This window comes from Bacillus sp. HNG (genome assembly GCF_003400205.1).
GTDB lineage: Bacteria > Bacillota > Bacilli > Bacillales > Bacillaceae_L > Ferdinandcohnia.
In genome coordinates this window covers 1-21,959 of sequence record NZ_QUQV01000030.1, presented here as the reverse complement: position 1 = coordinate 21,959, position 21,959 = coordinate 1, and the positions used below count along the sequence as shown (strand labels likewise).

The window sequence follows — 21,959 nt, the reverse complement described above, 5'->3', positions numbered from 1 at the left end:
CACTCATTGGTTCATTTCCCTGTACATATCTCAAAACACTTAGTATCTTTTCCTTTGAAGTAAATTTAGCCATAAAAAAACACCCCGTAAATGTTAGTAGAGTGTCTAACATTTACGGGGCAGTTCAAATTCACACGTCTTTTTTAATGTCATTTAGTAATAAAGTACCTGAAATCGGAACACTTTACCACTTTGGACAGGTCTATTTAATATTAGTTAACACCCTTCATGAACTTTTGAATCTTAGGTGAAACGAATAATAGGATTATACCTAAAACGATAGATGCCCCACCAATGATTCCGAAATAAGCCATTTCTGTTTCAGGTGTATAGAACTTAACAAGCTGTGCATTAAGAGCTTGTGCTGCAGCGTTTGAAAGCATCCATAAGCTCATCATCTGTGCAGTAAATGCAGCAGGTGCTAATTTTGTTGTAGCTGAAAGTCCAACCGGTGAAATTAATAATTCCCCAAGAACAACGATGAAATAACTTAGTACTAGCCATAATGGATTTACTAATGCATCCGATCCTGCAAAATAACCTGGTAAAAGAATCACAAGGAATGAAAGACCAGCAAACAGCAAACCTAAAGAGAACTTCTTAGGAACTGAAGGTTGGCGATTTCCAAGCTTCACCCAGAACCATGCGAAAACAGGTGCAAGGACAATAATAAATAATGGGTTTAATGATTGGAACCAAGCTGGTGAAATTTCCATACCTGCAAAGTTTAATTGTGTTCGTGTATCTGCATAGTTGGCAAGAATCGTTGCCCCTTGTTCTTGAATAGACCAGAACATAACGGCAGCTAAGAATAAAGGAATATACGCTAAGATTCTTGAACGCTCAACATCAGTTGTTTTTGCACTACGGTACATTGTAACAAAATAAATAGTAGGAATTAAGAAGCCTAGTATACCAATAAGTGCGATAAATGAATCAAATGTTAGGATACCTGTAGGAATTCCAACTGCAACTAAAATCGCAACAACAATTAATCCTATAGCAATCTGTGTATAAACTTTTTTCTTTTCAGTTGGTGCTAATGGGTTCGGTACGATTGTCCCAGCAAGTCCAAGATTCTTTTTCTTTGTTAAAACAAACATAACTAATCCAACGAACATACCAACAGCGGCAATCGAGAAACCTAAGTGGAAATTATGCTTCATTCCAACTTCTCCAACGATTAATGGAGCAAGGAAGCCACCAAGGTTGATACCCATATAGAAAATACTAAATCCAGCATCACGACGTGAATCTGTTTCGCTATAAATCTCACCGACAACACTAGATACGTTCGGTTTTAATAATCCTGTACCAAGTACAATTAGAACCATTGAGATGAAGAATAAAGTGATGGTCCCAGGAATCGCTAGTGCGATATGACCTAGCATGATTAAAATTCCACCGTAGAACACGGCTTTTGACGTACCGAAAATTCGGTCTGCTAACCAACCACCAATAATACCTGACATATAAACAAGTGATCCATAAATAGACATGATTGCCATAGCGGTATGTTGGCTAAGTCCAAGACCGCCCTCAGTTACTTCGTAATACATGTAGAATAATAGAATAGCTCTCATTCCATAATATGAGAATCGCTCCCAGAATTCTGTGAAGAAAAGAGTGAATAGTCCTTTAGGATGTCCAAAGAATCCCTTTTGAGGAACACTGTCCACAATTTTCTGTCTATTATAGCCTGACATAACATAACCTCCAAAATAGTATGTTGATATAATAATCTAAATAATTTCATTATGTCAAACATAAGAAAATTCCGATTTAACACCATATTTTATAAGGTTTTCAATTTTCGATAGACTGAAAGGGTTTTATATATTATTTTTTCAATAAAATAAGCAGATTGCGCTTACAATCTGCTTGAAGTTTCTATAAAAGGGTATTTTTTCAATCACTTATGGTGTGAATTATATAAAATGTATAATAATACCAGCATTACAATATCTAGTCTTGCTGCAAATGCAAAATGTATGAAGCCTGTATGTAGGATAGGAATTTTTACTAATAGGATGGCTGCGATCATAATAACGAGTAATGGAATCGTTGCTTTTTTCACTTCCTTATTGATTAAAACGAGAATTCCACAAAGGATTTCTAGAATGGCGACAACATACATGACCAATTCTGGTGCAGGTAATGGTAGATTCATAAAGGTTGAGCTTAGTTCATTGCTAAGCAGCTTCATCGCACCAGCTGTAATAAACACATAGCCAACAGCGTATTGTATGAGATTTAAGCTAGAAAACGATTTTTTCATGATTTTTTCCCTCCTTTTCTATAACACTATGCCTGGAGGGACAAACTATTCTTACAACTAGGCTAGGGAAAAATAAATATACAGAAAGTAGTAAGTCGAACCCATTTCCTTTGAATGAATAAAATAGGCAAAAGACATCTTTAGAGAGGATGAGTATTTTGTCTTTTTATAATGGGGTGATTGCCTATACGTCGAGTCGAGGAGGGCAATATGATATTTGTCTATTTAATCTTCAAAATGGATCTCGGGTACAGCTTACGAATGGGTTAGCAGATTCTTTTTCAAAGCCTTTTTGGTCAGGGGATGCTAGTAAGCTTGCCTTTGTTGGGAAAAATCGTATTGTATATGTTATCTACCTTTCAACTGGTAGAATTGCTGCCATCGATCAAATCGGTCCAAATGAGGACCTAACCTTGGATTGGTCCCCAAATCATCGAATACTAGCTTACACAACGCGAAATCACATTATGATGTATGATGTTTTATCACACCGAGCAGTAAGTATTTCGGCTGCGAATGCATCTGATGTACAGTGGTTTCCAAATGGAAGGGAGCTTCTTTTTCAAGGAGTCGACTCTTCAGGCATCCAGCAACTATTCCGTATTCATACAAATGGCTCTGGGAGAAGGCAAATCACAAGAAATACAGATGGGCCGTTACATGAAGTTTCACTATCTCCGGACGGAACATTTGCCCTCTATACGACACCGGGAGCGAGTATTTCACTGATTCGTACAGTCGATTTAATGTCAGGAGAAGTTTACGAAATCAATGGCGGGGGGCAAGCAAAGAATTACTACCCAACATGGTCACCGAATTCACAGCTAATTGCCTTTAGTGCTACAGCCTATACAGAAGGAACTGGCTATTATAATGAAATACGGATTGTTGGAAAACGCGGTGGAAACGAGCGGATACTTACGAAGTCTACATGTTATGCAACACCTGTTACATGGTCCCCTGATAACCGTTTGATTGCTTATTTATCAGGCTGCCCTGAGCAAGGCTTGGCTACCGAAATGTGGATGATAGATATACAGAATCCGTCCCCAGTCCTGCTCACGAGAGAAAATGCAATTGGAAATCTGAGTTGGTCATCAGGGGGGATACTTCCTATAAACGGGGTCTATACGAATGAAGTCTATAAAGTGCGATTCCGATACCCATCAAACTGGAAGCAGGTAGATAAGGAGAGATATGAAGGGACAAATGGATTTTTTCAAATTTCCGCAATCGGTGGTGGGGATGATATTCATGAAGTGTGTAGGGGAGAGGCCTATCACAAGTTGATGCCATATGGTTCATCACCTCGCATTTACGATACAAGAATAAGCGGTCAAGAGGCATGCTTGGTTTATCCGTCTGCAGATCAACCCCCAGAAATGAATCGACAGACAGCCGCCATCGTTAGATATCCTGTCCCTGTAAAAATTGAAGGTTCAACCTATAATTACTTTATTTTATGGGCGGATGAAGTGCATTTGAGTTCAATCGCAAGAACAATTGCGTTTTTATAAAAAAAGAGTTGCAACCTCGAGGCTGCAACTCCTTTTACATTTCACGCAGTTGTTTAGACAATGAACTGATTTCTTCCTCGAGCTCTGCAATTTGACGCTCCAACGGTGAAATATTGCCGTTCACAGAATCTAATTTTTCTAAATCATTTTGAAGGCGGACATAGTCTAATTTTAGCTCGCGCAGTTTGTATTCTATTTCTTTTTTATCCATTAATTGGCCTCTTTCCAGGTTTTTCTTACATTATAACATGCTTTATTTTGCCTGGCTTGGTTCAGGAACACGCGTAAGAATGATAAAACCGATGATGAATAAGATGACTAGGCTAAAGACACCTGTGTTTGATTTACCGGTTATTTGCGCTGTTACCCCAACTAATAGCGGGCCCATAATGGCTGCAAACTTTCCAAAGATATTATAAAAACCAAAGAACTCATTCGCATTTTGTTTTGGTACCAGCTTCGCAAAATAGGAGCGACTTAATGCCTGGATTCCACCTTGTGAAGTTGCGACAAGCATCGCGAGGATCCAGAAATCTAAAGTGGTTTTTAAGAAATACGCATACACGCAAACAATGATGTAAACAAAAATTCCAACATAAAGCATCTTTTTCCCCGTGAACTTTTGTGCCAATCTGCCGTAAAGTATGGCAAATGGAGCTGCCACGACCTGTGTCACAAATAACACAATTAATAGATTTGTAGCATTAATACCAAGATCTGTTCCGTAGGCTGTTGACATTGAAATCACGGTACCAACTCCGTCGATATAAAAGAAGTAGGCTACTAAGAACAAAAACACGGCACGGTATTTTTTGATTTCTTTAAAGGTCTTTCCTAGTCGTTTGAAGCTATTCGCCACTGGGTTTGGTTCACGCTCAATGTAGTAGCGCTGATGAACATTTTTAAAAAGAGGGATTGAGAAAAGCCCCCACCAGATGGCTGTGATGAGAAAGGCAATCTTGCTGGCAACTGTAGCTGAAATCGGTATAATTTCTTTTTGTGCAAGTAAAATAATCGCGATTGCAAGCAGGAATGGAATCGTACTACCGATATAGCCGAGTCCATATCCGCGTGCAGAGACGCGGTCCATTTTTTCCTCAGATGTGACATCAACAAGAAAGGCATCATAGAAAACATTAGCTCCTGTAGAGCCTAGCGCAGCAAATGTATAAACAATCAATAAGAGCAACCAATTATCACTTGGCACAAACGCCAATAAAGCTGTAGCAGACACCCCTAAAGCAAAGAAGAACGTGAAAAATTTCTTTTTGTAGCCTTGGTAATCTGCAATCGTTCCTAAAATAGGACCAAGCATCGCTAAAATAAATGTAAAAATGGCAATGGTGTAACCAAGATAAGCCGTTGAATCTGCAGCATCAACACCCGCATTCGTAGCGGCAGCTTTGTAAAAAATCGGAAAAACAGCTGTTGTAATAATAATCGAATACGCCGAATTGGCCCAATCATAATACATCCAACTCGATTCCTCTCTCGTAAACCCCTTCATCCCAAAACCCCCTTAAAAGTGAACCAGAGGGACGGTTCCACTGGTCCCATATTTTATTAAATTTTTAGACGGAACCAGGAGAACCGTCCCCGTGGCCCCCGTGGTCACCTTGACCCCGGTCTGATAAAAGCTCTTCGATAACACGACCATCGGTTTTTCCGAGGTCGAGGCCAAGTAGGCGGGCAAAGGTTGGGCCTTCGTCTACTAGGTGCATGGCTGGAATTTCGATGTTTGGTCGAATACCTTTTCCAGATGCGATGAGCACAGTTGTGTAGTTCTCTTTTTCCGGTGAGTAGCCGTGACTTGCAAACGTATAGCGCTTTTCGCGGACATCTTCAGCGTTGATTTCATCGATATACTCACCTTCAAGATTCTCCTTGAAATAGAAGCCAAGGCGCGCTTCTATCATAAATGTCGCATTGTCATCAGCGCCTTTGTCCTTAGCTTCACTACTAGAAAGAATGCGTTCAATTCCATTCTCTCCATGTTCGCTTAAATCTGTTAAAAGAGCTCTTACCTGTTCTTTTGTTTTAGTATCATTTATATCTTTTAGATAAATATATGCGGAGCCGTCACAGCTTTTGCAGTAGGCCTTCCAATCTATCACTTTCCCCTCAGGATTGACGGAAATAAGTCCAGCCTTTTTTAATAGAACATTAGGTTTTACTGCCTTGGATTCATCTAATGCACTATGGTCGCCTAATGCGATGATCGTCGTTTCATCGTAGATTCCACTTTCTTTAAGAGCATTCATAATTCTGCCAAGTCTTTCGTCGTGGCGAAGAAGGGCAGCCATTGCTTCTTCCGAGGAGAACCCATGATAATGGCGTTGTGAATCTAAATCGACAAAATGGACAAGCATTAAGTTTGGCTGTTTCGTCTTAATCGTTTCAACCGTCGACTCTAGGACGAAATCATCAAGTTCAGGCTGATTAAGCCCATTTCGTATGTGACCAAATTTACGATTCATCTCCAACTGGTAAAGTGGACTTCCATTAAATAAGGAAACAAAAATTTGGTTTTGCCAAGGACGATTTGCGAAAATCTCTGGCATGTTGTAATCGATATTTGCCTTAGCCGTAACAGGCCACAGAAGAGCTGCTGTCTTCATACCGGCTTTTTTAGCTTCATCATATAAGGTTGTACTTTTTACATGACGACGATGCCAATACCAATCCGGTGAACTCTGACCAGGCTGAAGAAATGTATTGTTCACGATCCCATGATTCCTCGGAAACTTACCTGTGACAATCGTCGCATGGCATGGATATGTAACTGAAGGATAGATTGTTTCAACATTCCGGCAATACGACGCAAGTTCTAATAGTTTCTTAAAATTAGGAAGCTTTTCAATGATTGGAAAATCGAGTGATGATAGACAGTCAAATGAAATGACGAGTAAATGATCTGTAAGTCGAGACATAGGGATGTTCATCCTCCAAAAGTCTTATAATCTACTTTTAATATAACAGAAAATTGGCAATTAAAATATGAAATTAGTGTAAAGGGAAGGTAAAAAAGTATTCATTTCAATGTGAGATAGAATATAATAGTGGTTATGTTCGATTTAATATGAAGGAGAACGTATCATGTACGAAACACACACCATTAGAGAAAAAATAAAATTGATTTTTGTGATGCTGATCCCGATTTTAATTACTCAGCTCAGTATGTTTTCCATGGTCTTTTTTAATACGATCATGACGGGGCGATTTAATTCTTCAGACTTAGCAGGGGTAGCCATCGGTTCTTCGATATGGAATCCGATTTTCACTGGGCTTAGTGCCATTTTACTAGCGGTATCACCCATTGCTGCCCAAAGATTTGGTGAAAAGAGGAGCAATGAGGTATCAACAGTTGTATCGAGTGGAATTTATTTAAGCTTCATCATTGGGGCAGTGGTTATCTTAGCGGGAGTCATCTTTTTAAATCCGTTGTTAAACATGATGAACCTACCAGAAAGTGTTCACCAAACGGCGCATGACTATTTAGTAGGCTTGAGTTTTGGAATCATTCCACTGTTTATTTTTAATGTATTGCGTTCATTTATTTATGCGTTAGGAATTACGAGAGTGGTTATGTTTGTATTATTAGTATCTGTGCCTATTAATCTCCTATTAAATTATGTGTTGATTTTTGGAGCATGGGGCTTTCCAGCGCTCGGCGGTGGGGGAGCTGGGCTTGCAACCTCGATAACGTATTGGGTAGTCGTGGTCATTACAGCTTTTATCGTGATTGCGAAAGAACCGTTTTCATCTTATAAAGTCTTCGTGGGGCTAAGAGGGTTTACTTTTAAAGAAAGCATGGAGATTTTAAAAATTGGTGTCCCCATGGGGCTATCCACCTTTTTTGAAACAAGCATGTTTGCAGTTGTAACCATTTTAATAAGTAAGTTTTCAGTTACAACCGTTGCGGCGTATCAATCTGCCTTAAACATCGTTTCGTTCCTATATATGATTCCAGTGAGCATTTCGATGGCCTTAACGGTTTTAGTTGGATATGAGGTAGGTGCACGCCGTTATAAGGATGCGAAAGTCTACTCATGGCTTGGGATTGCACTTTCCATGATTATCGCACTTGTAACGGGATTATTTGTAATTCTCTTCCGCTTTGAAGTGGCGGGCCTATATTCAACTGAAACGGCGGTTATCACATTAACCGCACAATTCTTGATTTATGCTTTATTTTTCCAAGTGTCAGATGCCATACAAGCTACGGCACAGGCTGCTTTAAGAGGATATAAAGATGTCAATATTGCATTCGTGATGACATTAATTGCCTACTGGCTCATCTGCTTACCAGCCGGTTGGGGGCTTGCCCACTTCACTGATTTAGGGGCAGCCGGTTACTGGCTCGGATTGACGTTTGGTCTACTCGCAGCAGGTGTCGGATTATCTGCGAGACTTATTCATATACAACGCACACGGTTTTCGGAGGAGAAGATGGTGGGATAGGCTTCGATTAGGGCTATAGAATTCTTGGATTTAGTTCTCTAAGACAAATTGGGCGAACTTTCACTTTAAAATGTCTTTGATACTAGCTCTCGTGGACAAAACCAGACCTCGCAAGTTATGAAATGTCTTTGAGACCTGTTCTCAGAGACAAAACCAAACCACACATGTCGTGAAATGTCATTGAGACCTGCTCTCAGAGACAAAACGAAACCACACATGTCATGAAATGTCATTGAGACCTGCTCTCGTGGACAAAACCAGACCTCGCAAGTCGAGAAATGTCATTGAGACCTGCTCTCGGAGACAAAACCAGACCGGACATGTAGAGAAATGTCTTTGATACTCGCTCTCAGAGACAAAACCAAACTACGTAGGTCATGAAATGTCATTGATCCTCATGAATAACTACAAAATAGCAAAAAGGAAGGGGCCACCCTTCCTTTTTTTCATTCTCTCTACACCAAAACTTAACAATTCTTTTACAGTAGCTAAAGAAAATATTCGCAATTTTTCGATAGGATGTAGTAAAAGGCGATGGAGGGGTTAGATGAAAATAACGGTTGCGGGTGCAGGCTATGTTGGATTAGTTACAAGTGTTTGTTTAGCTGAACTCGGTCATGAAGTCATTTGCATTGATATCCAATCTGAAAAAATTGAACAGCTACAAGAAGGGTATTCTCCAATCTATGAACCGGAATTAGAGCCACTTTTACAGAAAAACCTGATAGAAGGCAGACTTTATTTCACGACAAACCCACGCTACGCGTATACACATGCAGATGTCATTTTTATCGCAGTCGGGACTCCACAGCATGTAGATGGTACTGCAAATCTTGATTATGTCTATGACGTCATAGAAACAATCGCTGTACATATTGAAAATGATGTGATTGTTTGTACAAAAAGCACAGTCCCTGTGGGAACGAATGAAAAAATCAAACGAATGATTGATTCAAAAAAGCTCCCTCAACTTCGAGTGGAAATCGTGTCAAACCCTGAATTCTTGCGTGAAGGATCCGCTGTAGTTGATTTCTTTTATGGAGATCGCATTGTCATTGGGGCAGAGAACGAAGAAAGTGCTAGAGTGCTTGAAAACATCTATCAACCTCTCAAAATTCCAATCATTAAAACGGATGTTAAAAGTGCTGAAATGATTAAATACGCCTCAAATGCCTTTCTTGCCACAAAGATAAGCTTTGTGAATGAAATTGCGAGAATGTGTGAAAAAGTAGGGGCTAACATTGATGATGTCACATACGGGATTGGGAAGGACCAACGAATTGGACCCTACTTTTTAAGAGCAGGGCTTGGTTATGGGGGTTCTTGTTTTCCGAAAGATACGAGAGCACTCATGCATACTTCAGGTAGTTTGGGACATCATTTTGAACTACTTGAGGCGGTTATTAAAGTCAACAACCGTCAAAAATCGTTTCCTGTAGTAAAGGCAAAGGAGATTATGCATTCATTAAAAGGTAAGAAGGTTGCCGTATTAGGGCTTTCTTTTAAACCAAATACAGATGACATACGGGAAGCAGCCTCCATCACGGTCATTAAAGAGCTCCTACAGGAGGGGGCAAGTGTCACCGCTTATGACCCGATCGCTATTAAAAATGCAAAAGAAATATTTGGGAATTCCATTGACTATACAGATGAAATCCAAACAGCGATTCATCATGCAGACCTAACAATTATTACAACCGAATGGGAGCAAATTAAGCAATTCCCACTAAATCTCTACAGTGAATATATGAAAGAACCAAAAGTGATTGACGGAAGAAATTGCTACCCACTTGAAGAAGTACAGAAATACCCACTGTTATATGTTTCAATTGGCAGACCAACAGTGGTGAAAACACTAACGAATAAGCTTTAAGGGCAAAGGGGAGACATGGAACATGAAGGTTTTATATTCCATTTATAATGCTGATTGTCGAATCTTTCAAAAAGTGAACCAGCATTATGATATAAAATGGCTACACTTTTTCTTCTCAAGAATCACATTTTTAGGTGGGGCTACCTTTACCATTATCACTTGTCTTGCTTTAGCCCTTTTGACGACAAATCAACTAAGGATGACGGCAATCGCAAGCGCGCTGTCACTTGCGATTAGTCATCTACCTGTCCATGTAATCAAAAAACTGTATCCTAGGAAAAGGCCTTACTTAATAGTGGAAGAATCAAAGTTTCCGTTAAAAGCATTAACAGACCACTCGTTTCCATCAGGACACACAACGGCGATATTTTCAGTTATTATTCCTTTTATTTTATATATGCCATACCTTTCCATCCTCCTACTTCCTATAGGGATCTGTGTGGGACTATCAAGAATCTTTCTAGGCTTGCATTATCCTTCTGACGTGATGGCGGGTGGGATCTTAGGAACCACATCTGGAGTTTTAAGCTTATCTTTGGTCATTCAATTATCGGAGTCTACCTTAAGGGGGATCTTATGAAAATAGCGATTTTTACAGATACTTACTATCCAGAGGTTAACGGTGTAGCACGCACATTAAAAAGGTTTACGGATTATTTAGAGGAACAAAATATGGATGTGAAGGTGTTTGCGCCGATGTCGAATTCGAATGAATATGTATCGAGTCATATTCACCGTTTTAAAAGCTTATCCTTTTTCCTATATCCTGAGTGCAGACTTGCTTTTCCGAATATGTTTCACATTCGAGCTGAACTCGAAAAGTTTTCACCCGATATCATCCATGTTGCAACCCCTTTTAATATTGGATTTTGGGGAAGTTACTATGCGAAAAAGTTAAATATACCGCTTGTAGGATCGTATCATACCGATTTTGATTATTATCTACAGTTTTATGATTTGCAATTTTTATCCAACCCTTTGTGGAAATATATGAAATGGTTTCATCGTCCCTTTCAAAAGCTTTATGTTCCAACCCTTGTGACAAAAAATCAGCTTGAGGAAAAAGGGTTTTCTAACATCGAAATATGGACTCACGGAGTGGATTGCGAACTATTTAATCCTTATTACAATAGGGATGTTGTTCAAGAGAAATATCAGGTTTCAAAAAAGTTTATCCTGACTTATGTGGGTCGGTTAGCGCCGGAAAAAAATGTAGAAGTACTCGTTGACATTGCAAACTCATTGCCACCGGAGTGGAGTGAACAAATTCAATGGCTCATCGTTGGAGACGGTCCATTACGTAGTAAAATGGAGGAAGAAGCACCATCCAATATGACCTTTACTGGATTTTTAAAAGGAACGGATTTGGCAGAGGTATATGCGGCTTCAGATATTTTTGTCTTTCCATCATCATCAGAAACCTTTGGAAATGTCATGCTCGAATCAATGGCAAGCGGTACACCGGTGGTTGGAGTGAAGGCCGGTGGTGTTAAGAATGTTGTTCAAGAAGGAGTTACCGGTTATTTGTGTGAGCCAGGTAACACAAAGGACATAACGGATACCATTCAGCATCTACTCGAAAATGACGGGGTTCGTAACCGAATGGGAATGGAAGGAAGAAAATACGCTTTAACCCAAAAATGGGATGTCATCTTTGAAAACCTGCTTTACAGCTACTCAAATGTATTAAAAGATCCAAGCAAACAAAAATATGCATAATAATAAAAAGGAAGGGGAGCCCCTTCCTTTTTTCATTGTTCTCCGAGAAAGTTCACAAACTCGCTTCCGGTTAATTCAAGATTTTTAGGAACACGGATGATGAGAAAATCATAGTTAAGGGGCTTATCATCATTAAACCTTTCATCAAACTCATCTGTTATCCCACCACCTCTAAATTGGGAAATCACAAAATCATTATGAAAGCTATGAAGTTTTACCTCATTTTCCATTGCAGGATTCGCAATCAAACTATTACCCTGGATTGAGATTGTTGGTGTTGGGATTTCGTCGTAAAAATCGTACCCATTGAATTGTGTATTTGCTACATAATAAATAATCTCGATCGTTTGGTCGTCATTTTCTTTCTGGTCAAAAATGGTATACATGTTAATGTTATCTAAATATTGAATATTAAGTTGCGCTTGGTCAAACGGGATATTCCATCTTTCTTTTTCTTTTATCGCTTCCACGTTTTCAAATGTCTCTTGTTCAATCGCTTGATGAATTTGCTCGAATGACATATTAGGGCTTTCAACTGAATCAATAGTTGAATTTGGGAGGCAATAATAGACAATAACAGCCACTACCAAGATAATAAAATACGTTCCAAGTAATAGTTTTGTAAGTTTAGAGCCCGTGTACTTTTTACCGAAAAATACGGTTAGAAAAACAAGAGCTATAATAAATACCAAGATGATAAAAGGAAGTAAAATACCGATTACTGACATTATTTTCGAACCTCCAATCGGTTAGTTGCCGCAATCACAATCCAAATTAATATCGCAACTGTAACCACTACCTTTATTGTGAAAATAAGTATGGATGTTTCGAATGCAAAAAACGTAAAGCCGCTAAATGTGTCAAAGGTTCTTCCTTCATAAATTGCCCATCCAATGAATAGGGCTGGTATCACGAACCCGAAAAGTTTGTTTATTTGTGTAAACATTCCAATGAAATATCCAAGTGCCGCAAACAAAATTAGGTATAGGGCACCAATATAAATTCCAACTAACAAATCAGAAAATGATAGAAAAAAATGATTGGTGATGATCAACTTGTTGCTTTCTTTGAAGTAAAGAATCACCCTTAACAGAATCCCAACAAAAGTCGAAGTGATACTGGCAAAGAATGAATAGACCACTAGCATTCCAAACGTGGATAGATGGCTACTCATTCGGTTTGTTACAAATGAAAAATCAATATAATGATAGGGTTTTGTCGTTAGTGTGATTGCCGTAATAAAAGCCCAGAAGGCCGTAAACACAAAGATCATGCTCCCGGAGTAGGTGGAAATGGATATTCCACTAAGCCCCATCTGACCAACGCCATTAAAAGAAAACAATAGCGCAATGGCCTGCACGGTTACAAGGCTTGTAAACGCACCATAATAGGAGCGAACCTTAAAAAACAATTGTTTTTTTAGAACATCAAGTAAACTAGCATTAGTTAAAGACATCATTGATACCCCCCTTATTCTTTGCCGTAAGATACACACAAAGATCTTCTGTTGCAACAGGTGATAGTTCAATCCCACGCTTCTTCGCTTCAAGCCAAGTTGCTTCTGGGTAAATATCCTTTACAACGGAATACGTGTAATCATGACCGAAGTCCTCAACATAAATAACTTCCATGCCTTTCGTAACTTGTTCGATCACGTCCGTTTTTCCGCGAAGCCCGACCGCAAACTCCTTCAAATCGTCATTGGGCTCATGAAGCACAACACTGCCATTCCGGATGAGGAGAACATTTTCTAGAATACTATCGATCTCATTTAGAAGGTGGCTTGAAAAGAGGATGGTTCTCGGGTGTGCAATGTAATCTTTCAATAATGCCTTGTAAAAGTCCTTACGTATCGCCGCATCCATTCCGGTTGTCGGTTCATCGAAGATTGTAATTGGGCAGCGGGCTGAGAGACCGATGATCATATTAAAGGTACTTTTCATACCTTTTGAGAGATGATGATGGTGCTGCTTTGGATTTAAATCAAAGTAATCAAATAGACGTTTGGCCAATTGGTCATCCCAATTCGGATAAAAGCCTGCACTTGCTTTTAAAATCTCGGCTAAATTTAACCAAGGCGAAAAGACCATATTGTCATCCACAAAAATAAGATTGGAAGATATTTTTAAATTATTGAACGGATTCTCAGAAAAAACGTGAACCTCTCCAGAAGAAACTGGGTAAAATCCGGCGATAATTTTTAAAAGAGTTGTTTTTCCTGCTCCATTTCTCCCAATGACGCCTGTTATTGTATTTGGCTTGATTGTAAAAGTGAGGTGATCTAAAGCTTTCATATCACCATAGAGTTTTGATACGTTGTTCACATCAATCGCATTCACTTCTGATTCCCCCTTTGCCGTTCCTTTTCTTCCATAATTAGATTGATTAATTCTGTTTCGCTAACCCCTAAACGCTCCGCCTCCAACACTAGTTCGTAAACGAGATTTTTCATTGTTTGACTTTTCCTTTTCTCTAGAATAAATTGCGGGGCATTCGGCGCCACAAACATGCCAAGGCCGCGCTTTTTATAGAGGATATTTTCGTCTGCAAGGAGATTGAGCCCCTTCGCAGCAGTAGCAGGATTAATATTGAACATCTCCGCAAGCTGATACTGGGAAAACACCTTATGATCCTCAGGTATCGCTCCACTCAAAATTTCAGTTTCAATCCATTCAGAAATCTGTACATAAATAGGTTTTGCGCCATCCTGCTTAAACTTCATATAAACACCTCCTTAGGTGAATATGTACATTAGTGCATTAGTGATATAATGTACTATACTACATCCTATGAAGAATTTCCAGATAATTTACTATAATTTTTAAAAATGGACTATAATTAGGGTAGACAATTGTAGGAAGTGCTTTTGTTGAAAATACGCCTCAAGTCTTAGATTCTTGTAATTTCTAGGTCCATAGTTTGAATAAATATCTTATAGTATAGTTAAGTTGAGGAAAAAGAGAATATGAAGGGGAAAAGGTTGCTTTGGTAGTGCGGAAATCCTGTTCATCGGGTAGATGAAGGGGAAGAGGTAGTGGTGGTGGTGAAGTGGGAATCCCGTTCATCGAGAGAATGAAGGGTAAAAGGCCACACTGGTGTCGTGGAAATCCCGTTCATCCAAGACGATGAAATCCAGAAAGAAGCAGTCATCCGGAGAGAAAGTCCTGTAGCCCAGACCCCAGAATTCAGAGCGCCTTACCCAGAACCCAGCACCAGGCAAGCCCTTGATTAGGGCGGCGCATACAATGAATAACACCATTTTTTCCCTCTAAAGTTTTTGAAACCAACGTTCGAGTTGGTTCGTATATAATAGTAAGACTTAAATGTTAGGAGTCGATGGTATGAATTCGTTTCTCGCTTTTATTGTTAAATCGTTTATTTCAGTGCCGACAACGGCTACTGTTTGGTTAGTAAGCTTTTTTGCATTTGATCAAACATTCCTACTTTCGTCTGGATATGCTTTAGTAGGTGGCGGAATTGCCTATTTTGGAACGTCAGCCATAATAAAACAATCCTTTTTGCGAAAACATCGCCTAACGAGGAAGGAATATCAGTATATTGAGAGAAATTTAAAAGAAGCAAAGAAAAAACTTGCTAGACTTAATAAATCCCTTTTTTCCGTTCGTCACATACCGTCATTAAAACAAAGAGTCGACTTACATCGTGTAACCAAGAAAATTTATCGATTATCAAAAAGTGAACCGCGACGCTTTTACCTAGCTGAACGATTCTATTTTTCACATCTAGATTCAGTTGTGGAGTTAACGGAGAAGTATGCTTTTCTTTCATCCCAACCGAAGAAAAATAGTGAACTTGAGCGGTCACTGCACGAAACACGAAGGGTACTTGAAGAATTAACGCAGACGATTGAGAAGGATTTACACAAAATGCTCTCGAATGATATAGAAGACCTACAGTTCGAAATTGATGTAGCAAAGAACTCGAATAAACAAGCAAATGATAATGCATTTCTTGATCAAAACAGGAGGTAAATGAGTATGAGTGAACAGTATTCTCCAAATTATAAAGAGCCGACAAATTTAATGGATGAATTACTTGCCAATCCATTTGATGAGAAGAAAGATGAGCAGGAAAATCCGATTGTTCTCACACAAGAAGAAAAGAAGCCTGTTCGATTAGTCGATGTATTGCCTGAAGAAAATAAGGAAAAAGCTCTACAGCTTGCGAAACAAATTGACCCAACGAATCACCAAGCGATGATTTCGTACGGAACGCCGGCACAAAACAAGCTGCTTTCATTTTCAAACACAATGCTTGAGCATGTTCAAAAAAATGATGTCGGTGAGGTTGGAAAAATTATTTCAGAACTCATGCACCGTCTAGATGACATGAAGCCTGAAGAATTGAGTCCTGAAAAACGATCTGTCATTTCACGGATATTTGGAAAAGTATCTAATTCCGTACAAGAGGTACTATCCAAATACCAAAAAACAGGGGCTCAAATTGATCGAATTAGTGTGAAGCTTGACCGAAGTAAAAATGTCCTGTTATCTGATATTGCGATTTTAGAAAAGCTTTACGATAACAATAAGGATTATTTTGATGCTTTAAACGTATATATTGCTGCAGGTGAACTTAAGCTTGAAGAGATGCATAAACAAGTTATTCCTGAATTAAAGAAACAAGCAGAAACAACTAATGACCAAATGAAAGTTCAAGAAGTGAATGATATGGTTCAATTTGCGGATCGTTTAGAAAAACGTGTTCATGACCTGAAACTTAGTAGAGAAATCACGATTCAAAGTGCGCCACAAATCCGTTTGATCCAAAACACAAACCAAGCACTTGTTGAAAAAATTCAATCATCAATCATGACGGCGATTCCATTATGGAAAAATCAAGTGGCGATTGCGTTAACATTAATCAGACAGCGTAATGCGGTAGAAGCACAAAAACAAGTTGCCAAAACTACAAATGAGCTTTTATTGAAGAATGCTGAAATGCTAAAAAGCAATACGCTTGAAACAGCAAGAGAAAATGAGCGCGGATTAGTTGATGTAGAAACATTGAAGAGAACAAAAGAAAACCTCATTTCTACATTAGAAGAAACGTTAAGGATCCAAGAAGAAGGTCGCAACAAGCGACGCCAAGCCGAGCTTGAACTTGCATCAATGGAAACAGAATTACGTCAAAAACTACTAGACATCAAAACAGATTAAATAAAAGGCTAGGTACCAAAATACGGTACCTAGCCTTACCTATTTTATAATCCAAACAGTTGTGGTAAGAATAATGAAATTTGTGGGACAAAGGCAACGAGTAGTAACACCAAAATAACAACCCCGAAATAAGGTAATAATGTTGGGACCACTTCTTCAATTTTAACCTTCGCAACACTACAACCAACGAATAATGCACTTCCCACTGGCGGAGTCATATTTCCAATACAAAGTCCGAAACAGATGATCATTCCAAAATGAATAGGGTCCATTCCGAAGCTTTGTGCCACTGGTAAAAAGATTGGCGTGAAAATAAGGACGGCTGGTGTAATATCCATAAACGTACCAACGAGTAACAAGATAAAAATGATAATAAGAATAATCCCAATTTGATTATCTGTAATTGATAGTAAAGCAGTACTAATTGCTTCAGGCAATCTCATATAGGACATTACAAGTGAAAATAATGCTGAAGCTGTAATTAAAAAGAGAATCATTCCCGTAATTTCAATCGTTTCAATAAAAATAGCTGGTAAATCCTTAAGTTTAAAGTTTTTATAAATGATTGAAAGAATAACTGAGTAAATAACCGCAACAGCTGCACCCTCAGTAGCTGTAAAAACACCGGCAACAATTCCGCCGATTACAATGACAATCAAGAATAAACTTGGAATAGCACTCAAGATAATATAAAAAATATCTTTTGCACTTGGTAATTGCGAAACAGGGTAGTTTTCTTTCTTTGCCATAAAATAAGCAACAACCATCACGGCAAGACCCCATAAAATCCCTGGAATATATCCAGCCATAAAGAGAGCCGCAACTGAAGTACCACCACTAACTAAAGAGTACACAATTAATACTGAACTTGGCGGTATAATTAATCCAGTTGGAGCGGAGGCGATATTAACGGCTGCCGAATAAGTCAATTTGTAGCCTTGATTCGTTTGCATTGGTGTCATAATACGTCCCATTGCAGCAGCAGAGGCAACGCTCGAACCAGAGATTGAGCCAAATAACATATTACCAACCGCATTCGTGTGGGCTAATGATCCTGGAAGCTTTCCAACCAATACCTTCGCAAAATTGACAAGTCGAAAGGCAATTCCACCATTATTCATTATAATCCCTGATAAAACGAATAAAGGAATCGCTAACATTGTAAAATTATCAATTCCTGTAACCATCCGTTGCGCTGATGTTAAAATGGCCACATCAAAAGGTAATACAAATAAAAATGTAACAACTGAACTCAAGATAATGGCGATCGCAATTGGTGCACCAAATAATAACAAAAAGAAAAAGGTGGCAAAAAGAATAAGACCCGCGATTGTTTCCATTATAGGATCACCTCTCTTTTTCTTTCTTTATAGGACATCAGACTGTGAATTTGATAAATGACGATGCATATGCCGGACACAAGAATGGCAGCATAAACAACTCCCATTGATAGACCGGTTGCTGCTGCAGCTTGAGCAGAAGTTAGTATGACAATTCTAATACCGCCGTAAACCATTAAGATGGCAGCCGTCAAAAGAATAATAATATCGGTTACAAATTCAATTTGAAGCTGTACCTTTGGACTAAACTTTTCTCTTATAAAAAGAATTCCAATATGCTTTTTCGCACCGAATACATAGGCAGCTGACATGAGTCCAAACCAAATTAACATATATCGTGTTAATTCCTCTGTACCTGGAGAGGAAATATTAAAAACATATCTAGATAATACTTGCCAGGACGATAGTACAACCATGGAGACAAGCAGTAAACTTGAGAAGACGATTAATACTTTGTCCAGAATTTGTTTTACCTTATTCATTAGATGATGTCCCCTTCATTAATTTGTAAATATCTTTCGTTTTTTCATCCTTTGCAAAAGCCTCGTGAAGTGGCTTTACAGCATTGATGAAGGAGTCTTTATCTACGTCGATAAAATGAACGCCCATTTTTGTTTTTGCGATTTCGGTCTGTTCTTTAATTGATTTTGCCCAAACATCTTCGTGATAAAGGGTAGCTTCCTTTGCTGCTTCCTGAATGATTCTTTTTTCATCATCTGTAAATTCGTTGTATCGTTTTGCGTTAATGATGAGCATATCTGGTACGATTTGGTGACCGGTATACATATAATATTTGGCAACTTCTCCATGATTGTTACCAACTAGAGCGGTTTCATTATTCTCAGCAGCATCGATAACTCCTGATTGTAGGGCTGTATACACCTCTCCGTAAGCCATTGGAGTAGGAAGACCACCGAATGCCTCGATCATACTTACACTCGTTTGACTTGGTTGAACCCTCGTTTTTAAACCAGACACATCTGCGACCGTTTTTACTTCTCGATCCTTCGTATATAAATTTCGAGAACCTGCATTGAAGTAGGTTAAGGCAATAAAGCCGATATCCTCGGTTTTGTAATAAAGTTGATCGGTGATATTTTTATCATTCATTTTTTTCTCAAATTCATCGTAACTCTCAAACGTGTATGGCAAGCTGAAGATTGAGTAATCGGATTCAAAACCTTCTAAAGCACTTGCACTTACCTTTGCGACGTCAACAGCACCTGATTGTGTTAATTCAAGTACTTCACGTTCACTTCCAAGTTGACCATTTGGATAGATTTCCACCTGGATTTTATTATTTGATTTTTCTTCAACTAATCGGCCAAGTTCCACGAGTGATAGATGAACAGGATGGTCTAACGTTTGGTTGTGGGCAAGCTTTAATTCTTTAACCCCAGCCTCTTGATTGTTACACCCTACAATGAAAAATGCGATTAATCCAACAAGTAGTAATAGGGCAATCTTTCTCATGCTGCTTCCTCCTAAAATAAAAAATAAGCGGTTCCATTTTATATTTTGTGTTGGATAGTAGAACTTATCCTAAAAATTGGAACTATGTAAAATTGATTTGTTTAGAAAACAAACAAATTACAACATTTAAAAAGAGTACCATAAGTACTCTTTTCAATCAATCATTTTTGTGTAACCTTTTATTTCTAGGTCATGTATGGTGACTACCTTTTTACTGAATTGACTCATCACCAGTCCAAGTGCAGTACCAACGAGAGCAGGGACGATCCACTCTAATCCAGCAGATGCAAGTGGAAGCATATTTTTCATATCCTGAACAGGTCCAAGGTCAAGTCCGAATGCATTTAATCCACTGATTAGGGCAAATACACCGGTGAATAACATCGCTGAACCATAAACGGCTTTGACATTTTTAAAATATCGACTAAAGAAGGTTAAGACTACTAACACAATTAATAGTGGGTACGTCATCACTAAGAATGGAACAGAAACTTTTAAAATCTGTGCTAATCCAAGGTTTGAAAGCGTAAATCCAACTAACGTTACAAGAAGTACCACTGTTTTATAGCTTAACTTTGGAAGTAAATTTGAAAAATACTGACCACAAGCAGTTGTTAGTCCAACTACAGTAGTGAAACAAGCTAATGTGAAAATCAGGCCAAGAAGTAGAGTACCGCTTGGTCCAAATAATAAAGTAGCAGCGGAAGATAAGATTTGTGTTCCGTCTGCAAAAGTGCCTTGACCTGCCATCTTAGCGCCGATTAATCCAATCCCTACATAAATGGCAGAAAGCAGAATACCTGCAATCATTCCAGCTTTAAACGTGTATCTTGTTAACTGTGAACGATTTTCAATACCCCTTTTTTGAATGGAGTTTAAGATAACAATTCCGAATGCTAATGAAGCAAGAGCATCCATGGTGTTGTATCCTTCTAGGAATCCTGTGAAAAACGCACCCGATTGATAGCCCTCTGTTGGGTTAAGGAAAGGTGTATCAAGCTTAAATAATCCAACAACGATTAAAATAACAATGGCAACTACCAGGGTTGGAGCAATAAAGCGCCCCATATATTGTTCCATTTTGCTAGGATTTAAGCTGATAAAATAGACAATACCAAAAAAGACAACTGAGAAAAGTAAAAGAATTAGTGCAGTATTGGTTGACTCAGGTAAAAATGGGGTAATTCCCATTTCGAACGCAACATTAGCGTTTCTTGGGATCGCAAGAAATGGTCCGATACATAGATAAACAGCAACCATAAAAGCTGTGCTAAATACAGGGTGAACTCGATCGCCCATTGCCTGAGCGCCACCTTTTACAAGGGAAACTGCGAAGATGACAAGAACAGGTAAACCAACTCCCGTTACGATAAATCCAAGCATACCAGTCCAAAAGTTAGTACCAGCGCCAGCGCCTAAAAACGGTGGAAAAATTAAATTACCAGCACCAAAAAACATTGAAAATAACATAAAACCGATAAATAAAGTGTCTAATTTCTTCATGGGAATTACTCTCCTTATATAGTATTTTTGTGACGGAGGGACAGGTCCGTTGTCCCGACGAAAAAACAAAAACCTCGCCCCTATAATAGGGACGAGGTTAACTCGCGATACCACCCAGATTCCGCAGCCAAAAAGGCGCGACGCTCACTTACGTACTATCATACGTGTTCCTTCGTAACGGCGGACTCCCCGTCAAAGCTTACTATTTTCAGCTTTGCATCTCTGAGATGATTTTCGGATGGCTCTGAACATCGACTTTCAGCAACTGTCGACTCTCTGGGGAACAGAATCTATCGTACTCTTTCTCGTCATCGATTTTTAATATATTGGTATAATAACAGGGATGTGAGAGAAGGTCAATAAGTTTTTTGACGTTTTTTATAATTATGATAGTAGTAAATTATTCAAACTATTATTAAAACCATGTGAATTGTCAGAAGGTAAAGTAATGCCAATTCATTTTAATAAGATTAAAAGATGTAACAAAGTGTTTATTGCAAAATAAAAGTGCAGAGCTTTGCAACGAAAAAATGCAGAGTCCTGCACTTTATTTAATGAGTGCATAAAAAAAGACTTGCCAGTCACCCCAAGTCCCACTACATTAATTGTGTCGAG

At 38.7% G+C, this 21,959-nt stretch carries 20 protein-coding genes and 1 other annotated feature; of the genes, 7 read left to right on the top strand and 13 right to left on the bottom strand.

Annotated elements, in window-relative coordinates; genetic code table 11:
• Positions 1–212: 212 nt before the first annotated feature.
• Both DZB84_RS24090 and DZB84_RS24085 read right to left on the bottom strand, forming a co-directional pair.
• On the bottom strand, positions 213–1,706 hold the full coding sequence (locus DZB84_RS24090; RefSeq protein ID WP_116354830.1) for a peptide MFS transporter: 1,494 nt from the start codon (positions 1,704–1,706) through the stop codon (positions 213–215).
• Positions 1,707–1,912: 206 nt separating this feature from the next.
• On the bottom strand, positions 1,913–2,278 hold the full coding sequence (locus DZB84_RS24085) for a DoxX family protein (RefSeq protein ID WP_116354829.1): 366 nt from the start codon (positions 2,276–2,278) through the stop codon (positions 1,913–1,915).
• 158 nt (positions 2,279–2,436) lie between these two features.
• On the opposite strand from DZB84_RS24085, the gene DZB84_RS24080 reads away from it, so the two are divergent.
• Entirely contained in the window at positions 2,437–3,795 is a 1,359-nt protein-coding gene (locus DZB84_RS24080; protein WP_411266286.1) for a TolB family protein, read from the top strand.
• Positions 3,796–3,829: 34 nt separating this feature from the next.
• Here the strand turns inward: DZB84_RS24080 and DZB84_RS25115 are convergent, their stop codons facing one another.
• From DZB84_RS25115 to DZB84_RS24070, 3 genes are all read right to left on the bottom strand, one after another.
• On the bottom strand, positions 3,830–4,006 hold the full coding sequence (locus tag DZB84_RS25115) for an SE1832 family protein (RefSeq protein ID WP_189655358.1): 177 nt from the start codon (positions 4,004–4,006) through the stop codon (positions 3,830–3,832).
• A gap of 42 nt (positions 4,007–4,048) precedes the next feature.
• On the bottom strand, positions 4,049–5,302 hold the full coding sequence (locus tag DZB84_RS24075; RefSeq protein WP_116354827.1) for an MFS transporter: 1,254 nt from the start codon (positions 5,300–5,302) through the stop codon (positions 4,049–4,051).
• A 64-nt stretch (positions 5,303–5,366) separates the two neighbouring features.
• The gene (locus DZB84_RS24070) at positions 5,367–6,725 is read right to left on the bottom strand and encodes an alkaline phosphatase family protein (RefSeq protein WP_116354826.1); all 1,359 of its coding nucleotides are present in this window, start codon (positions 6,723–6,725) and stop codon (positions 5,367–5,369) included.
• 166 nt (positions 6,726–6,891) lie between these two features.
• Here DZB84_RS24070 and DZB84_RS24065 point away from each other — a divergent pair, with 166 nt between their 5' ends.
• The 4 genes from DZB84_RS24065 to DZB84_RS24050 all read left to right on the top strand — a co-directional run bounded on the left by DZB84_RS24065 (position 6,892) and on the right by DZB84_RS24050 (position 11,848).
• Positions 6,892–8,256 carry an MATE family efflux transporter gene (locus DZB84_RS24065; protein WP_116354825.1) on the top strand — a complete coding sequence of 455 codons (1,365 nt, stop codon included), beginning with the start codon at positions 6,892–6,894 and terminating at the stop codon, positions 8,254–8,256.
• Positions 8,257–8,803: 547 nt separating this feature from the next.
• Positions 8,804–10,129, top strand: coding sequence for a UDP-glucose dehydrogenase family protein (locus DZB84_RS24060; RefSeq protein WP_116354824.1), 1,326 nt, complete (start codon positions 8,804–8,806; stop codon positions 10,127–10,129).
• Between the two features lie 22 nt (positions 10,130–10,151).
• Complete coding sequence (locus tag DZB84_RS24055) at positions 10,152–10,709, top strand: phosphatase PAP2 family protein (protein ID WP_116354823.1); 558 nt, start codon at positions 10,152–10,154, stop codon at positions 10,707–10,709.
• Complete coding sequence (locus tag DZB84_RS24050) at positions 10,706–11,848, top strand: glycosyltransferase family 4 protein (protein ID WP_116354822.1); 1,143 nt, start codon at positions 10,706–10,708, stop codon at positions 11,846–11,848. Before DZB84_RS24055 ends, DZB84_RS24050 begins: the two co-directional genes overlap by 4 nt.
• A gap of 32 nt (positions 11,849–11,880) precedes the next feature.
• Here DZB84_RS24050 and DZB84_RS24045 read toward each other — a convergent pair whose 3' ends face one another.
• The 4 genes from DZB84_RS24045 to DZB84_RS24030 are packed head-to-tail and all read right to left on the bottom strand — an operon-like array spanning position 11,881 to position 14,570.
• A complete protein-coding gene (locus tag DZB84_RS24045; protein WP_116354821.1) occupies positions 11,881–12,576 on the bottom strand; it encodes a hypothetical protein in 696 nt (231 codons plus the stop codon).
• On the bottom strand, positions 12,576–13,307 hold the full coding sequence (locus tag DZB84_RS24040; protein WP_142759863.1) for a hypothetical protein: 732 nt from the start codon (positions 13,305–13,307) through the stop codon (positions 12,576–12,578). Before DZB84_RS24040 ends, DZB84_RS24045 begins: the two co-directional genes overlap by 1 nt.
• Positions 13,291–14,187, bottom strand: coding sequence for an ABC transporter ATP-binding protein (locus tag DZB84_RS24035; protein ID WP_116354819.1), 897 nt, complete (start codon positions 14,185–14,187; stop codon positions 13,291–13,293). The genes DZB84_RS24040 and DZB84_RS24035 overlap by 17 nt, the downstream gene beginning before the upstream one ends.
• Entirely contained in the window at positions 14,184–14,570 is a 387-nt protein-coding gene (locus DZB84_RS24030) for a GntR family transcriptional regulator (RefSeq protein ID WP_116354818.1), read from the bottom strand. Before DZB84_RS24030 ends, DZB84_RS24035 begins: the two co-directional genes overlap by 4 nt.
• A gap of 619 nt (positions 14,571–15,189) precedes the next feature.
• Between DZB84_RS24030 and DZB84_RS24025 the strand changes: the two genes are divergently transcribed.
• Complete coding sequence (locus DZB84_RS24025) at positions 15,190–15,840, top strand: 5-bromo-4-chloroindolyl phosphate hydrolysis family protein (RefSeq protein ID WP_116354817.1); 651 nt, start codon at positions 15,190–15,192, stop codon at positions 15,838–15,840.
• Between the two features lie 6 nt (positions 15,841–15,846).
• Positions 15,847–17,028, top strand: coding sequence for a toxic anion resistance protein (locus DZB84_RS24020; RefSeq protein WP_116354816.1), 1,182 nt, complete (start codon positions 15,847–15,849; stop codon positions 17,026–17,028).
• A 44-nt stretch (positions 17,029–17,072) separates the two neighbouring features.
• On the opposite strand, the gene DZB84_RS24015 is transcribed toward DZB84_RS24020, so the two are convergent.
• The 4 genes from DZB84_RS24015 to brnQ form a co-directional block, all read right to left on the bottom strand.
• On the bottom strand, positions 17,073–18,368 hold the full coding sequence (locus DZB84_RS24015; protein ID WP_116354815.1) for a TRAP transporter large permease: 1,296 nt from the start codon (positions 18,366–18,368) through the stop codon (positions 17,073–17,075).
• The gene (locus DZB84_RS24010; protein ID WP_116354814.1) at positions 18,368–18,850 is read right to left on the bottom strand and encodes a TRAP transporter small permease; all 483 of its coding nucleotides are present in this window, start codon (positions 18,848–18,850) and stop codon (positions 18,368–18,370) included. Before DZB84_RS24010 ends, DZB84_RS24015 begins: the two co-directional genes overlap by 1 nt.
• Positions 18,843–19,841: a TRAP transporter substrate-binding protein gene (locus DZB84_RS24005; RefSeq protein ID WP_116354813.1), complete on the bottom strand. Its 999-nt coding sequence runs from the start codon at positions 19,839–19,841 to the stop codon at positions 18,843–18,845. The genes DZB84_RS24010 and DZB84_RS24005 overlap by 8 nt, the downstream gene beginning before the upstream one ends.
• Positions 19,842–19,994: 153 nt before the next feature.
• Positions 19,995–21,344, bottom strand: coding sequence for a branched-chain amino acid transport system II carrier protein (brnQ, locus tag DZB84_RS24000; protein ID WP_116354812.1), 1,350 nt, complete (start codon positions 21,342–21,344; stop codon positions 19,995–19,997).
• Between the two features lie 84 nt (positions 21,345–21,428).
• Positions 21,429–21,665 (bottom strand) — a binding site (T-box leader).
• Between the last annotated feature and the right edge of the window lie 294 nt (positions 21,666–21,959).

Bases quoted from the DNA above. Each gene is read 5' to 3' on its own strand.
- DZB84_RS24090 (WP_116354830.1), bottom strand. From the start codon at position 1,706: ATGTCAGGCTATAATAGACAGAAAATTGTGGACAGTGTTCCTCAAAAG.
- DZB84_RS24085 (WP_116354829.1), bottom strand. From the start codon at position 2,278: ATGAAAAAATCGTTTTCTAGCTTAAATCTCATACAATACGCTGTTGGC.
- DZB84_RS25115 (WP_189655358.1), bottom strand. From the start codon at position 4,006: ATGGATAAAAAAGAAATAGAATACAAACTGCGCGAGCTAAAATTAGAC.
- DZB84_RS24075 (WP_116354827.1), bottom strand. From the start codon at position 5,302: ATGAAGGGGTTTACGAGAGAGGAATCGAGTTGGATGTATTATGATTGG.
- DZB84_RS24070 (WP_116354826.1), bottom strand. From the start codon at position 6,725: ATGTCTCGACTTACAGATCATTTACTCGTCATTTCATTTGACTGTCTA.
- DZB84_RS24065 (WP_116354825.1), top strand. From the start codon at position 6,892: ATGTACGAAACACACACCATTAGAGAAAAAATAAAATTGATTTTTGTG.
- DZB84_RS24060 (WP_116354824.1), top strand. From the start codon at position 8,804: ATGAAAATAACGGTTGCGGGTGCAGGCTATGTTGGATTAGTTACAAGT.
- DZB84_RS24055 (WP_116354823.1), top strand. From the start codon at position 10,152: ATGAAGGTTTTATATTCCATTTATAATGCTGATTGTCGAATCTTTCAA.
- DZB84_RS24050 (WP_116354822.1), top strand. From the start codon at position 10,706: ATGAAAATAGCGATTTTTACAGATACTTACTATCCAGAGGTTAACGGT.
- DZB84_RS24045 (WP_116354821.1), bottom strand. From the start codon at position 12,576: ATGTCAGTAATCGGTATTTTACTTCCTTTTATCATCTTGGTATTTATT.
- DZB84_RS24040 (WP_142759863.1), bottom strand. From the start codon at position 13,307: ATGATGTCTTTAACTAATGCTAGTTTACTTGATGTTCTAAAAAAACAA.
- DZB84_RS24030 (WP_116354818.1), bottom strand. From the start codon at position 14,570: ATGAAGTTTAAGCAGGATGGCGCAAAACCTATTTATGTACAGATTTCT.
- DZB84_RS24025 (WP_116354817.1), top strand. From the start codon at position 15,190: ATGAATTCGTTTCTCGCTTTTATTGTTAAATCGTTTATTTCAGTGCCG.
- DZB84_RS24020 (WP_116354816.1), top strand. From the start codon at position 15,847: ATGAGTGAACAGTATTCTCCAAATTATAAAGAGCCGACAAATTTAATG.
- DZB84_RS24015 (WP_116354815.1), bottom strand. From the start codon at position 18,368: ATGGAAACAATCGCGGGTCTTATTCTTTTTGCCACCTTTTTCTTTTTG.
- DZB84_RS24010 (WP_116354814.1), bottom strand. From the start codon at position 18,850: ATGAATAAGGTAAAACAAATTCTGGACAAAGTATTAATCGTCTTCTCA.
- DZB84_RS24005 (WP_116354813.1), bottom strand. From the start codon at position 19,841: ATGAGAAAGATTGCCCTATTACTACTTGTTGGATTAATCGCATTTTTC.
- brnQ (WP_116354812.1), bottom strand. From the start codon at position 21,344: ATGAAGAAATTAGACACTTTATTTATCGGTTTTATGTTATTTTCAATG.